13 protein-coding genes and 1 pseudogene are annotated in these 13,242 nt (G+C 62.0%); 9 read left to right on the top strand and 5 right to left on the bottom strand.

Annotated elements, in window-relative coordinates; genetic code table 11:
* Window positions 1-33: 33 nt before the first annotated feature.
* Window positions 34-1,173, top strand: coding sequence for an MFS transporter (locus ACO6VD_RS08135; protein ID WP_422418208.1), 1,140 nt, complete (start codon window positions 34-36; stop codon window positions 1,171-1,173).
* Here the strand turns inward: ACO6VD_RS08135 and ACO6VD_RS08130 are convergent.
* Both ACO6VD_RS08130 and ACO6VD_RS08125 read right to left on the bottom strand, forming a co-directional pair.
* Entirely contained in the window at window positions 1,170-2,726 is a 1,557-nt protein-coding gene (locus ACO6VD_RS08130) for a phospholipase D family protein (RefSeq protein ID WP_422418207.1), read from the bottom strand. The two genes, ACO6VD_RS08135 and ACO6VD_RS08130, sit on opposite strands and share 4 nt — an antisense overlap.
* A 59-nt stretch (window positions 2,727-2,785) precedes the next feature.
* Window positions 2,786-4,216, bottom strand: a complete 1,431-nt coding sequence (locus tag ACO6VD_RS08125; protein WP_422418206.1) for a PLP-dependent aminotransferase family protein — start codon at window positions 4,214-4,216, stop codon at window positions 2,786-2,788.
* 178 nt (window positions 4,217-4,394) lie between these two features.
* Here ACO6VD_RS08125 and ACO6VD_RS08120 point away from each other — a divergent pair, with 178 nt between their 5' ends.
* Window positions 4,395-4,625, top strand: coding sequence for a DUF1127 domain-containing protein (locus tag ACO6VD_RS08120; protein WP_422418205.1), 231 nt, complete (start codon window positions 4,395-4,397; stop codon window positions 4,623-4,625).
* Here the strand turns inward: ACO6VD_RS08120 and ACO6VD_RS08115 are convergent, their stop codons facing one another.
* Window positions 4,626-5,930: an NAD(P)/FAD-dependent oxidoreductase gene (locus ACO6VD_RS08115; RefSeq protein WP_422418204.1), complete on the bottom strand. Its 1,305-nt coding sequence runs from the start codon at window positions 5,928-5,930 to the stop codon at window positions 4,626-4,628.
* Window positions 5,931-6,045: 115 nt separating this feature from the next.
* Between ACO6VD_RS08115 and ACO6VD_RS08110 the strand changes: the two genes are divergently transcribed.
* Window positions 6,046-6,399, top strand: coding sequence for a YkgJ family cysteine cluster protein (locus ACO6VD_RS08110; RefSeq protein ID WP_400171603.1), 354 nt, complete (start codon window positions 6,046-6,048; stop codon window positions 6,397-6,399).
* Between the two features lie 3 nt (window positions 6,400-6,402).
* Here ACO6VD_RS08110 and dadR read toward each other — a convergent pair whose 3' ends face one another.
* Window positions 6,403-6,891: a transcriptional regulator DadR gene (gene dadR, locus ACO6VD_RS08105; protein WP_008366790.1), complete on the bottom strand. Its 489-nt coding sequence runs from the start codon at window positions 6,889-6,891 to the stop codon at window positions 6,403-6,405.
* Between the two features lie 156 nt (window positions 6,892-7,047).
* On the opposite strand from dadR, the gene dadA reads away from it, so the two are divergent.
* The 6 genes from dadA (at window position 7,048) to ACO6VD_RS08075 (ending at window position 13,125) form a co-directional block, all read left to right on the top strand.
* A complete protein-coding gene (dadA, locus tag ACO6VD_RS08100) occupies window positions 7,048-8,349 on the top strand; it encodes a D-amino acid dehydrogenase (RefSeq protein ID WP_422418202.1) in 1,302 nt (433 codons plus the stop codon).
* On the top strand, window positions 8,321-8,674 hold the full coding sequence (locus ACO6VD_RS08095) for a RidA family protein (RefSeq protein WP_133213831.1): 354 nt from the start codon (window positions 8,321-8,323) through the stop codon (window positions 8,672-8,674). The genes dadA and ACO6VD_RS08095 overlap by 29 nt, the downstream gene beginning before the upstream one ends.
* A 94-nt stretch (window positions 8,675-8,768) precedes the next feature.
* A complete protein-coding gene (alr, locus tag ACO6VD_RS08090) occupies window positions 8,769-9,842 on the top strand; it encodes an alanine racemase (protein WP_422418201.1) in 1,074 nt (357 codons plus the stop codon).
* A gap of 108 nt (window positions 9,843-9,950) precedes the next feature.
* The gene (locus ACO6VD_RS08085) at window positions 9,951-10,499 is read left to right on the top strand and encodes a cupin domain-containing protein (RefSeq protein WP_400171606.1); all 549 of its coding nucleotides are present in this window, start codon (window positions 9,951-9,953) and stop codon (window positions 10,497-10,499) included.
* Window positions 10,500-10,658: 159 nt separating this feature from the next.
* The gene (locus tag ACO6VD_RS08080) at window positions 10,659-11,063 is read left to right on the top strand and encodes a c-type cytochrome (RefSeq protein WP_422418237.1); all 405 of its coding nucleotides are present in this window, start codon (window positions 10,659-10,661) and stop codon (window positions 11,061-11,063) included.
* 196 nt (window positions 11,064-11,259) lie between these two features.
* The gene (locus tag ACO6VD_RS08075) at window positions 11,260-13,125 is read left to right on the top strand and encodes an acetyl-CoA hydrolase/transferase C-terminal domain-containing protein (protein WP_422418235.1); all 1,866 of its coding nucleotides are present in this window, start codon (window positions 11,260-11,262) and stop codon (window positions 13,123-13,125) included.
* A 46-nt stretch (window positions 13,126-13,171) separates the two neighbouring features.
* Here the strand turns inward: ACO6VD_RS08075 and ACO6VD_RS08070 are convergent.
* Window positions 13,172-13,242: pseudogene (locus ACO6VD_RS08070) on the bottom strand (xanthine phosphoribosyltransferase); the annotation flags it as partial.

Genomic DNA, 13,242 nt, shown 5'->3' with positions numbered 1-13,242 from the left:
TTCTGCTGAACCACGACAGCCTGGGAGGCTGCAATGCGTTGGGGAACCTATTTCGCCGTGCTGACGGCGGTGCTCAGTGTCGGCCTGGCGCTGGGTGTGAGCATGCCGCTGGTATCCTTGCGCCTGGAAAGCTGGGGCTACGGCAGCTTTGCCATTGGCGTTATGGCGGCGATGCCGGCCATCGGCGTATTACTCGGGGCCAGTTTGTCCAGCCGGCTTGCCGCTCGCTTTGGCACGCCGGGGCTGATGCGTCTGTGTCTGTGGGCGGGCGCATTATCTATCGGTCTGCTGGCGCTGTTGCCCAGCTACCCGTTGTGGCTGGTGCTGCGCCTGCTGATCGGCATGATCCTGACCATTGTCTTCATCCTTGGCGAAAGCTGGATCAACCAGTTGGTGGTCGAGCAATGGCGTGGGCGGCTGGTGGCCCTGTACGGCAGCAGTTATGCCTTGAGTCAGTTGGCCGGGCCGTTGCTGCTGGGGGTGTTGGGCTCGGAAGATGACCTCGGCTTCTGGATCGGTGCCGGCTTGCTGCTGTTGGCGCCGCTGGTGCTGTTGGGGCGTGACGGCGCACCGAGCGCAGAAGCGTGCAGCGTGACGCTGCTTGATCTGATCGGTTTCTGTCGGCGTTTGCCGGTCATTGCCTGGGCGATTGCGTTGTTCGCCGCGTTCGAGGCGATGATCCTGACCTTGTTGCCGGTGTATTGCCTGCAGCAGGGGTTTAGTACCGAAGTGGCCCTGTTCATGGTCAGCACGGTGGTGGTGGGCGATGCGCTGTTGCAACTGCCGATCGGTGCTCTGGCTGACCGCATGTCGCGGCGTACGCTGTTCAGCGGTTGTGCGCTGACCCTGTTGCTGTCGAGCCTGGCGATTCCGCTGATGCTGCAAACCTGGGCGATCTGGCCGCTGTGGGTGTTGTTCGGCGCCAGTGCCGGTGGTTTGTTCACCTTGTCGCTGGTATTGATCGGTGAACGTTACCGCGATGATGCGCTGGTGCGGGCCAACGCCCATGTGGCGCAGCTCTGGGGTATCGGCTGCCTGATCGGGCCGCTGGTTGCAGGCGCCGGCAGCCAGTGGGTAAGTGGCCATGCCTTGCCGCTGTTGATGGCAGCCGGTGCTGCCGGACTGGTATTGCTTGCGCGCCGACCTAATGCCTTCGAGCCCGCGCCGGTCTAGAGCATCCGTTCCAGGCCGACGGCCTTGCTGATCCAGGCATTGAAGCGGCGCCAAAGGCCACCGGGTTCGGTGGTCAGGGTGTGCAGGTGGTGATTGTCTTCGGTCACCCAGACCAGCTCACCATTGACCAGTTGCGGCTGGTAGCTCAGCGCCGGGGCCATGCCCTGGACCGCCAGGTCGCGGGTGTACTCGGCAAGCTCGGGGCTATCGACCAGAACGCCGACCTCGGTGTTCCACAGCACCGAGCGTGGGTCGAAGTTGAACGAGCCGATGAAGGTCTTGCGCCGATCGAAGATGATCGCTTTGCTGTGCAGGCTGGAGTCGGAGCTGCCGTAGATGTGCAGGGCACGCTTGGAGCTGGGGTCGCCCGGCTGGCGCCGCAACTCATATAGATGCACGCCATGCTCCAGCAGCGCCCGTCGATAGGGCGCATAACCACCATGCACTGCGGGTACGTCGGTGGCTTCTAGTGAGTTGGTCAGCAGTTTGACCGAGACACCGGCATCGGCGCGGCTGGTCAGGTACAGCAGGCCGGGTTCGCCCGGGACGAAATAGGCCGAGATCAGAATCAGCTCGTGCTGGACGTTGTTCATGTCCGGGGCCAGTTGGTGCGTCATCAGCAATTGTGGGTCAGGTTCATCGCGGGCCAGGACCTTGTTCGGCGCATCCCATAGCGCCTGGTTGTGGGCCCAGATCAGTTCATTGCGCCAGATACCCAGACGCGGGTTGGTCTGGTAGGACATCAGGCGGTCGTAGAGCGCCTTGCGCTCAACCCGCGCCTCGGCCAATGAAGCTTCCAGGCGCTGACGGCTGGCGCGCAGATCGTCGGCATCCGGTTGGGTCATGAGGAAGTCGCCGATCGGCCGGCTCAGTGCACTGTTCCAGTATTGATCGAAGCTGTGGCCCAGTTGCTCGGCGACCGGGCCAACGCCCAGCAGGTCGATGTCGGTGAAGTTGAGGTTGGGCTCGGCGTCGAAGTATTCATCACCCAGGTTGCGGCCACCGACGATGGCCATGCTGCTGTCCACCAGCCATAGCTTGTTGTGCATGCGCCGGTGTTGCAGGTTGAGGTTGAACAGGCGGCCTACGGCGCGGGTTACGCCGGTGCTGCGGCCCAGGTGCAGCGGATTGAACACGCGGATATGGATGTTCGGGTGAGCGGCGAGGGTGGCCATCTTGTCGTCGATGCCATCGCTGGTAGTGTCATCGAGCAGGATGCGTACACGTACGCCGCGGTCGGCAGCTTGCAGCAGCTCATGCACCAGGGCGCGGGTACTAAGGCCGTCATGGACGATGTAGTACTGCAGGTCGATGCTCGACTGGGCGTTACGGATAAGCTCGGCCCGTGCGCGAAACGCTTCATTGCTGTTGGGCAGCAGGCGGAAACCGGAGCGCCCTTCATAGGCGCAGGCCTGGCGCTGCACCGAGCGACCGAATGCCGAATCGCTGGCCGGCAGCGCCTGAGTGACTTCCCGAGGCTGACTGACACTGGCGCATCCACCCAGACCAAGCGTCAGCGACAGCAGCAGGGGCAGCGCACGCGGGCTTCTCAAGGCAATCAGTCCTTCATGACAGGGGTTTATGGATATCGACCGCGAACGGCGGCGGAAAGTTACCCGTCGCTTTCGGCTTCGGCCAGTAGACGAATGGCGGTCTCGCCAACCTTGCGAACTGCCGCTTCGATCTCGGCGGTAGGGCGGGCGGCGAAATTCATTCGCAGGCAGTTACGGTACTTGCCCGAGGCGGAAAAAATACTGCCCACGGCAATCTGTACGCCTTGCCCAAGTAAAGCCCGGTTCAGACGCAGGGTGTCGAAACTTTCCGGCAATTCTATCCACAGCATGAAGCCGCCCTGAGGCCGGCTGGCGCGGGTGCCTGGCGGAAAGTAACGCGTGACCCAGTCGCTCATCTGGTCGCGTGCGCGCTGGTACTGGCTACGCATGCGCCGTACGTGCGGCTGGTAGTGGCCGGCTTCGATGAAGTCGGCGATGGCCAATTGCGGTTGGGTCGCGGTGCAGCCGGTGCTGATGTATTTCATGTGCAGCACCCGCTCCAGGTAGCGGCCGGGGGCGACCCAGCCGATGCGCAGCCCTGGGGCCAGGGTCTTGGAGAATGAACTGCAGAGCAGCACCCGGCCGTCTTCGTCGAACGACTTGATGGTGCGCGGGCGTGGGTAGGTGTAGGCCAGATCGCCATACACGTCGTCTTCGAGGATCGCCACGTCGAAACGCTGGGCCAGGGTCAGCAAGGCCTTCTTGCGGGCCTCGGGCATGATGTAGCCCAGCGGGTTGTTGCAGCTCGGGGTGATCTGGATGAGCTTGATCGGCCACTGCTCCAGGGCCAGTTCCAGGGCTTCTAGGCTGATGCCGGTGAGCGGATCGGTGGGAATCTCCAGGGCTTTCATGCCCAGGCCCTTGAGGGTTTGCATGGCGCCGTGAAAGCTCGGCGAGTCCACTGCGACGATATCGCCGGGTTGGCACACCGCGCGGATACTGGTCGACAGCGCCTCATGGCAACCGGTGGTGACCACCAGATCGGCCGGGCCGAGGGTGCAGCCGGAGTCGAGCATCAGGCGGGCGATCTGTTCGCGCAGGGCCAGGGTGCCGGAGATGTTGTCGTAGTAGAGCCCGGGCATGTCCTGGCGACGGCTGAGTTGGGCCAGGCTGCGCAGCAGGGGCTTGAGGGTCGGGCTGTCGACATCGGGCATGCCGCGGCCGAGTTGCACCACATCCTTGTTCGGTACGCTGCGGATCAGCTCGATGACCTGTTCCCATTGGGAAATTTCCACCGGTCGTTGCGCTGGTCGGCTGACGGCGGGCAACGCTGGCAGGCTACGGTCGGTGGGGACGAAGTAACCGGACTTGGGCCGCGGCGCCGCCAGGCCATGGTCTTCCAGCAGGCGATAGGCCTGCTGCACTGTGCTCAGGCTGACACCATGCTCCACGCTCAATGCACGTACAGACGGCAAGCGATCGCCAGGGCGATACAGGCCTTGCTCGATGCGGGCGCTGAGCAGCTCGGCAAGGTTGACATAGAGGGTCACGGCATACTCCTGCAGCAGGCGCTGGCTGGCTACCAATACAGATGACGAAAAAATACAGCATTCAGTGCGAATGCTGCCAATTCTGTATGGAAATAATAACTGAGTTTTGAATCTGTAATGCTTTTGCTCAAGCGCGCAAGCTCTTCCTACGGTTATCCAGCCCTGGAGGGTTCAAGCAATGAGCGGTATGAGCGATGTGCGCCTGAAATTGCACGCTGAGGAACTGAGCCGTGAACAGCGTCGGCAGCTGTTCAATGTCCCGGCCGGTCTCGGGCCCTGGGGGTTGATGGTGCACCGTTGGTACAGCCGTCGCGCCTTGCTGGAGCTGACACCCGAGCAACTGCTGGATGTTGGCCTGACTGCGGAGCAGGCGCGCGAGGAAGGGCTCAAGCCCTTTTGGCGTGGCTAGTCAGACCAGCTCTTTGAGCCGATGCCAGAGCATACCCAGGGCGAGCAGCGGTGAGCGCAGGTGCTTGCCACCAGGGAAGGTCATGTGCGGCACTTTGGCGAACAGGTCGAAGCGCCCGCTGTGCTGGCCGCTGATGGCCTCACCCAGCAGCTTGCCGGCCAGATGGGTGGCGTTGAGCCCGTGGCCGGAATAGGCCTGGGCAAAGTACACGTTCGGTTGGTCCGGCAAGCGACCAATCTGCGGCAGGCGATTGGCGCCGATGCCGATCATGCCGCCCCACTGGTAATCGATGCGTACATCGGCCAGTTGCGGGAACACCTTGAGCATCTTCGGCCGCATGTACGCGGCGATATCCTGCGGGTCACGCCCGGAATAGTGGCAGGCGCCGCCGAACAGCAAGCGGCGGTCAGCGGAAAGGCGGTAGTAATCCAGGGCCACGCGCTGGTCGCAGACCGCCATGTTCTGCGGCAGCAGTTCTCGCGCCTGCGCTTCGCTCAAGGGCTCGGTGGCGATGATATAGCTGCCGGCGGGCAGCACCTTGCCACCCAGGTCGGCATTCAGGTCATTGAGGTAGGCATTGCAACCCAGTACCAGGGTGCTGGCCTGCACCGAACCCTGTGCAGTATGTACCCGTACCTGCGCGCCATAGTCGATGCGGGTGACCGCCGATTGTTCGAACAGGCGTACTCCCAGCTTGTTGGCTACCGCAGCTTCGCCCAAGGCCAGGTTCAGCGGGTGCAGATGACCTGAGCCCATATCGATCAGGCCGCCAACGTAGCGGTCCGAGCCCACTACCGTGCGCATCTGATCAGGTTGCACCAGGCGCAGTTCGTGGCGATAGCCGAGGCTGCGCAGCTCTTCGGCATCTTCGGCAAAGCCCTGCAGGTCTTTGGCTTTGTTCGCCAGATCGCAGTAACCCCAGGTCAGGTCGCAGCTGATCGCGTGACGTTCAATGCGCTGGCGGACGATATCCACCGCCTCCAGGCCCATCAGTTTCAGCTCGCGCACGCCGTCGTTGCCCAGTACTGACGTGAACTGATCAAGGCCGTGGCCGACGCCGCGAATCAACTGGCCGCCGTTGCGCCCGCTGGCGCCCCAGCCGATCTTGCGGGCCTCAAGAAGGATCACATTGAGGCCGCGCTCGGCCAGCTCGATCGCGGTGTTCAGCCCGGAAAAACCTCCGCCGACCACACAGACGTCGCAGCTCAGTTCGCCCAGCAGCGGCGGATATTCCGGCTGCGGCAAGCTGCTGGCAGCGTAGTAGGAAGCGACGTGAGAAGCGGGTGATTGAACAGGGGCGCTCATGGATGAGTCCTGGTTTTAAGTGTTTGGAAAAATTGACGCAGGATAAGCTGCACTTTCGGCACCGGGCAACCATGGGGCAAAATAGCGCCACACCCTTTGTTCGCCGCAGGTCGCCATGAGTTGCAACAGCCACAAGATCCGTTTCCTGCGCGATCAGATCCCGTCGTTCGCCTGTGTCCCCGGTTGCCATGATTGTTGTGGGCCGGTAACTACGTCCACGGAAGAAATGGCCCGCCTGCCGCGTAAAAGTGCAGCCGAGCAGGAAGCCGCCCTGGCCGAACTGAACTGTGTGCATCTGGGGCCGGATGGCTGCACGGTGTACGAAGAGCGGCCGCTGATCTGCCGGCTGTTCGGTACCACCCCACGCTTACCATGCCCCAACGGCCGCGGCCCGGCTGAAATGATCGATCCCCAGGCCGAGAAGCTGGTGCACCAGTACATCGCCAGCACCCGTCAGGTGCTGGTCTGAACCTCAGTCCGGAATCGGCAGGTTGAGGCTCTCTTTGACCTCTTCCATGACAATGTAACTCTTCGACTCGCGCACATGTGGCAGCTTCAGCAGGATGTCGCCGAGCAGCTTGCGGTAAGAAGCCATCTCCGAAATCCGCGCCTTGACCAGGTAATCGAAGTCGCCCGAGACCAGGTGGCATTCCAGTACGTGAGGCAGTTTCAGCACCGCGCGGCGGAACTCTTCGAAGGTATCCCCCGACTTGTAGTCCAGGCTTATCTCGACGAACACCAGCAGGCTGCCCTTGAGGTGCTGCGGGTTGAGCCGGGCGTTGTAGCCCATGATGATCCCTTCGCGCTCCAGGCGCCGGACCCGTTCGGTGCAGGGTGTGGTCGACAGGCCGACCTTTTCGCCCAGTTCAGTGAACGAGATTCGTCCATCTGCCTGCAGGATCCGCAGGATGTTGCGGTCGATCTTATCCAGTTCACGTTTGCTTTGGTGCTGGGTTCTCATAGTGGATGCCCCTCCGTAAAAGCCAACCTTGCCGAGAATTCTCGCCAAATATAGGCTTTTATACAGTGAAAAGCACTGGTCATACCTTCCTATACTGCGCGCATCTATGCCATTAACAACAAATGTCAGCGGTACGCTGCGTCGAGGGTAATCAACATGCGAGTTCTGGTACTTGGTAGCGGTGTAATCGGAACCGTCAGTGCCTACTATCTGGCACGGCAGGGTTTTGAAGTCGTCGTGGTCGACCGTCAACCGGCGGTCGCCATGGAAACCAGCTTTGCCAACGCCGGCCAGGTCTCGCCAGGCTACGCCTCGCCCTGGGCTGCGCCGGGCGTGCCGCTCAAGGCCATCAAGTGGCTGCTCGAGCGCCATGCACCCCTGGCAATCAAAGCCACTGCTGACATCGACCAGTACCTGTGGATGGCGCAAATGCTGCGCAACTGCACCGCCAACCGCTATGCCGTGAACAAAGAGCGCATGGTCCGTCTGTCCGAGTACAGCCGCGACTGCCTCGACGAGCTGCGCGCCGAAACCGGTATCGCCTACGAAGGTCGCAGCCTGGGCACCACCCAGTTGTTCCGTACCCAGGCGCAACTGGACAACGCCGCCAAGGACATCGCCGTGCTTGAGCAGTCCGGCGTGCCTTATGAACTGCTCGACCGTGAAGGCATTGCCCGCGTCGAGCCGGCCCTGGCCAATGTCACCGACATCCTCGCCGGCGCCCTGCGTCTGCCGAATGACCAGACCGGCGACTGCCAGCTGTTCACCACCCGCCTGGCGGAAATGGCCATCAAGCTTGGTGTCGAGTTCCGCTTCGGTCAGGACATTCAGCGCCTGGACTACGCCGGCGACCGCATCAATGGCGTGTGGATCGACGGCAAGCTGGAAACCGCCGACCGCTACGTGCTGGCGCTGGGCAGCTACTCGCCGCAATTGCTCAAGCCGCTGGGCATCAAGGCCCCGGTCTATCCGCTCAAGGGTTACTCGCTGACCGTGCCGATCACCGATCCGGCCATGGCCCCGACCTCGACCATTCTCGACGAGACCTACAAGGTCGCGATCACCCGTTTCGACAACCGGATCCGCGTTGGCGGCATGGCTGAGATTGCCGGTTTTGACCTGTCGCTGAACCCGCGTCGCCGCGAAACCCTGGAGATGATCGTCAACGATCTTTATCCTCGTGGCGGCGACCTGAGCCAGGCCAGTTTCTGGACCGGCCTGCGTCCGACCACTCCGGACGGTACGCCGATCGTAGGTGCAACGCCGTTCCGCAACCTGTTCCTCAATACCGGTCACGGTACACTGGGTTGGACCATGGCTTGCGGTTCCGGCCGCTTGCTGGCCGATCTGATCGCGCGCAAAAAGCCGCAGATCAGCGCCGAAGGTCTCGATATTTCTCGCTACGGAAAACACCAGGAGTCTGCAAAACATGTCAGTCCAGCGCCAGCTCACCAATGAGCGCATGAGTCAGATCGTTACCCACAATGGCACCGTCTATCTGGCGGGCCAGGTGGGCGACGACATGAACGCCGGGATTGAGCAGCAGACCCGTGAAACTCTGGCCAACATCGAACGTCTGCTGGATCTGGCGGGCACCGACAAGAGCCGTTTGCTCTCGGTGACCATCTATCTGAAGGATATCGATGCGCACTTCCAGGGCATGAACAGTGTCTGGGACAGCTGGCTGCCAAAGGGTGTCGCGCCTGCTCGCGCCACCGTTGAAGCCAAGCTGTGCGAGCCGGAAATCCTCGTAGAACTCTCGGTAGTGGCTGCACTGCCGTAAGCGCAATTCCTCACCCGGTGCCGCTGGCGGCCCACAAGCTGCAGTTGAGCACCGGGCTTTTTACTCTAACCAGACTGCCCAGAAGGCTGCCGTCATGCGTCCTGCCCGTGCCCTGATCGATCTTCAAGCCCTGCGTCACAACTATCAACTTGCCCGCGAACTGACCGGTGCCAAAGCCCTGGCTGTGATCAAGGCCGATGCCTATGGTCACGGTGCCGTGCGCTGTGCCCTGGCGCTGGAGCAGCAAGCCGATGGTTTTGCCGTAGCTTGCATCGAAGAGGCGCTGGAGCTGCGCGCGGCCGGGATCAAGTCACCGGTGTTGCTGCTTGAAGGTTTCTTCGAAGCCAGCGAGCTGGAACTGATCGCCCAGCATGACCTGTGGTGTGTGGTGCACTCGCTGTGGCAGCTGGAAGCGATCGAGCAGGCGCGCCTGAGCACGCCGATCACCGTCTGGCTCAAGCTCGACAGCGGCATGCATCGGGTAGGCCTGCACCCCAAGGATTACCAGGCGGCTTATCAGCGCCTGTTGGCCAGTGGCAAGGTCACCCGCATCGTATTGATGAGCCACTTCGCTCGCGCCGATGAACTCGACAGCGCTGCCAGCAGCGATCAGGTCGCGGTGTTTCAGGCCGCTCGCCAGGGCTTGAGTGCTGAAGTCAGCCTGCGCAACTCGCCTGCTGTCCTGGGTTGGCCGAACATTCCCAGTGACTGGGTGCGTCCGGGCATCATGCTCTACGGCGCCACCCCGTTCGAAGTACCACAGGCCGAGGCGGCCCGCCTGCAACCGGTGATGACCCTGCAATCGCGGGTTATCAGCGTCCGCGAGCTGCCCGCTGGCGAACCGGTGGGTTACGGGGCCAAGTTCATCAGCCCGCGTCCGACCCGGGTCGGCGTGGTTGCCATGGGCTATGCCGACGGCTATCCACGCCAGGCACCGACCGGCACGCCGGTCATGGTCGCGGGTAAACGCAGTCAGTTGATCGGCCGCGTGTCCATGGACATGCTCTGCATTGATCTGACCGACGTACCGGAAGCCGGCATCGGCAGTCCGGTGGAGCTGTGGGGCAAGAATGTGCTGGTCAGCGATCTGGCCCAGCAGGCGGGAATGATTCCGTACCAGATACTCTGCAACCTCAAGCGCGTGCCCCTGGACTATATCGGCGATTGACACGCCAAAGCGGACGGGCTGCGGGTCGAAGTGTTGTAAATACTGAACGCTGTTGCGATGATATCGTTCAATTTCGACCCCACTCGTTCGTTTAGGAGTGCTACAGCATTGGACGTCGGTGAACGACTGCAAGCCATTCGCAAGCTCAAGGGCCTGTCCCAGCGTGAACTCGCCAAACGTGCGGGCGTCACCAACAGCACGATCTCGATGATCGAGAAGAACAGCGTCAGCCCTTCAATCAGCTCGTTGCGTAAAGTGCTGGGCGGTATTCCCATGTCCATGGTCGAGTTCTTCTCTGAAGAACTGCAGCCGGAAAACCCAACGCAGATCGTCTACAAAGCCCACGAGCTGATCGATATTTCCGACGGTGCGGTGACCATGAAGCTGGTCGGCAAGGCGCATCCGAGCCGGGCGATCGCGTTTCTCAACGAAGTCTATCCACCCGGTGCCGATACCGGCGAAGAGATGCTCACCCATGAGGGTGAAGAGACCGGCATTCTTCTCGAGGGGCGCCTGGAGCTGGTGGTCGGGTTGGAAACTTTTATCCTCGAAGCGGGCGACAGCTACTATTTTGAAAGTACCAAGCCGCACCGTTTCCGTAATCCGTACGATGAGCCAGCCCGGCTGATCAGTGCGGCGACCCCGGCTAACTTCTAAGGCGTACGGCACGCGGCGGATTGTCGCGGCTAAGACCCTTTGGACACTAGGGTTGTTTCGGTATGGCAGGGTTCCCGTTATACTTGCGCCGCCTGCGAAACCGTGGCCGCGGGCGTGACTAGCCACCATGAGGGTGTACGTGTGAATCTAATCAAGAAAATGCTGGCCGTACCAGCTGCCGTATTGGCCCTTTGGGCAGTCAGCGCAACAGCTGCGACCAACGACGATATCGCCAAGCGACTGGAACCGGTCGGCCAGGTGTGTGTACAAGGTCAGGAATGCAAGGGTATGGAAGTCGCTGCCTCCGCTGGCGGCGGTGGTGCCAAGACCCCGGACGAAATCATCGCCAAGCACTGCAACGCTTGCCACAGCACTGGGCTGCTCGGCGCGCCGAAGATCGGCGACACGGCTGCCTGGAAAGAGCGTGCTGACCACCAGGGTGGTCTGGACGGCATCCTGGCCAAGGCAATCACGGGCCTGAACGCCATGCCGCCGAAAGGCACCTGCGCCGACTGCTCGGATGACGACCTGATGGGCGCCATCAAGAAGATGTCCGGCCTGTAAGCCTGCGCTTCGCCAACAAAGCCCGCCATGTGCGGGCTTTGTCGTTTCTGTAGGAGCGGCTTGCCCCGCGATAGCAATCTTTCAGTTAACTCGCCTCGCGGGGCAAGCCCGCTCCCACCCACCCATCCAGGTGTGGACTGGGGAGTAAAGTCAGGCCATGCTCGGTCCAACCTGCAAGGATGACCGGGAGGCGCAGATGGCGCACAGCTGCTCGATCGAAAAGGCCGTAGACCAAGTGCTGGCGCGTTTGCCGGCGCACATTCACATGGGCCTGCCACTGGGCTTGGGCAAGCCCAATGCCTTCGTCAACGCGTTGTATGCGCGCATCCGCCAGTTGCCCGAGCGGCGTCTGACGATCTATACCGCACTCAGTCTCGGGCGGCCCGATCTGGGCGACGGCCTGCAACGGCGCTTCCTCGAACCCTTCATCGAGCGCGTGTTCGCCGACTATGAAGAACTCGAGTACCTGAGCGACCTGCGCAAGGACCGGCTGCCGGCCAACATCCGCGTCGAGCAGTTCTTCATGCAGCCCGGCAGCCTGTTGCACAGTGCCACGGCCCAGCAAGACTATGTCAGCAGCAACTACAGCCACGCCGCGCGGGATATCAATGCCAAGGGCCTGAACCTGGTGGCCCAGATCGTGGCCGAGGATCGGCAACACCCGGATCACTTGAGCCTGAGTTGCAACCCGGACATCACCCTCGACCTGTTGCCGATGATCCAGCGTCGCCGGGCTGCCGGGGAGACCATCCTCCTGCTCGGCCAGGTGCACGCCGAGCTGCCGTATATGCCAGGCGCCTCTGAGTTGCCTCGAGAGGATTTCGATTTACTGATCGATGCGGTCGAGCACAGGCGGCTGTTCTCGACGCCGAACATGCCGGTCACCACCCAGGATCACTTCATCGGCTTGCACGCCAGCACCTTGGTGCGTGACGGCGGCACCTTGCAGATCGGCATTGGTGCCATGGGCGATGCACTGACTGCTGCGCTCCTGGCCCGACAAGCCGAAAGTGAAGCCTACCAGGCGTTACTCGCAGACATGAATCTTCAGCCATGGCAGCAACTGATCGCCCGCGAAGGTGGCATCGAACCTTTTGCTCAAGGGCTGTATGGCTGCAGTGAGATGTTCGTCAACGGCCTGTTGGCGCTGCTGGATGCGGGCATCATCCGGCGCCCGGTTGAAGGCGGTGTGCTGGTGCATGGTGGCTTCTTCCTTGGCCCTCAGGCGTTCTATCAGCGCTTGCGCGACATGCCGCTGGAAGCCCGCAAGCGCATTGAGATGCGCGCTATCAGTTACATCAACGAGCTGTACGGCCAGGAGTCGCTCAAGCGCTCGCAGCGTCTCGATGCACGGTTCATCAACACGGTGTTCACCATGACCCTGATGGGCGCCGGGGTAGCGGACCAGCTTGAGAATGGACGCGTGCTCAGTGGTGTCGGCGGCCAATATAACTTCGTCGCCCAGGGTCATGCCCTGGAGGGCGCGCGTTCGATTCTGCTGCTGCGCAGCTGGCGCGAAGCGGGTGGTGAGGTCAGTTCCAACCTGGTCTGGAGTTACGGCCATTGCACCATTCCCCGGCACCTGCGTGATGTCGTCGTCACCGAATACGGCATCGCTGACCTGCGCGGACAGACCGATGCGGAGACCATCCGGCGCTTGTTGGCGATCAGCGATTCGCGCTTCCAGCCTGCGCTGATCGAGCAAGCGCAGAAAGCCGGCAAGTTGCCGCCCGGATTCAAGCTGGAGCCACGCTTTACCGACAACACAGCGCAACGCCTGCAGCGCTTGCGCGACGGCCATGCACCGTTGTTCCCCGAGTATCCGCTTGGCAGTGATTTCACCGACGAGGAGCGCGATCTGTTGCGGGCGTTGAACTGGCTCAAGAGCAAGTTCAAGTTGAGTGAGGTGTTGGAGCTGGGCAAGGCAGCGCTCGACGCACCGGCGCCCGAGGCTTATCCACAACAGCTGGCGCGCATGGGGCTGGCGCAGCCGCAGGGGTTCAAGGAGGAGCTGTATCAGCGGCTGTTGCTGGCGGGGTTGCAGGCTACAGCGTCGGCTTGAGAGCGCTATCGCGGGGCAAGTCGGGTCGCCGCACCGCGATCAAATGTTACTCGATGAAAGTAACCACGCCGTCTTTGAGCGACTTGACCCGGGCCAGCGATTCAACGCGGTAGCCCT

It is taken from the genome of Pseudomonas sp. GZD-222 (genome assembly GCF_049310525.1).
Taxonomy (GTDB): Bacteria; Pseudomonadota; Gammaproteobacteria; order Pseudomonadales; family Pseudomonadaceae; genus Aquipseudomonas.
This window is presented reverse-complemented; position numbering and strand designations above follow the sequence as displayed.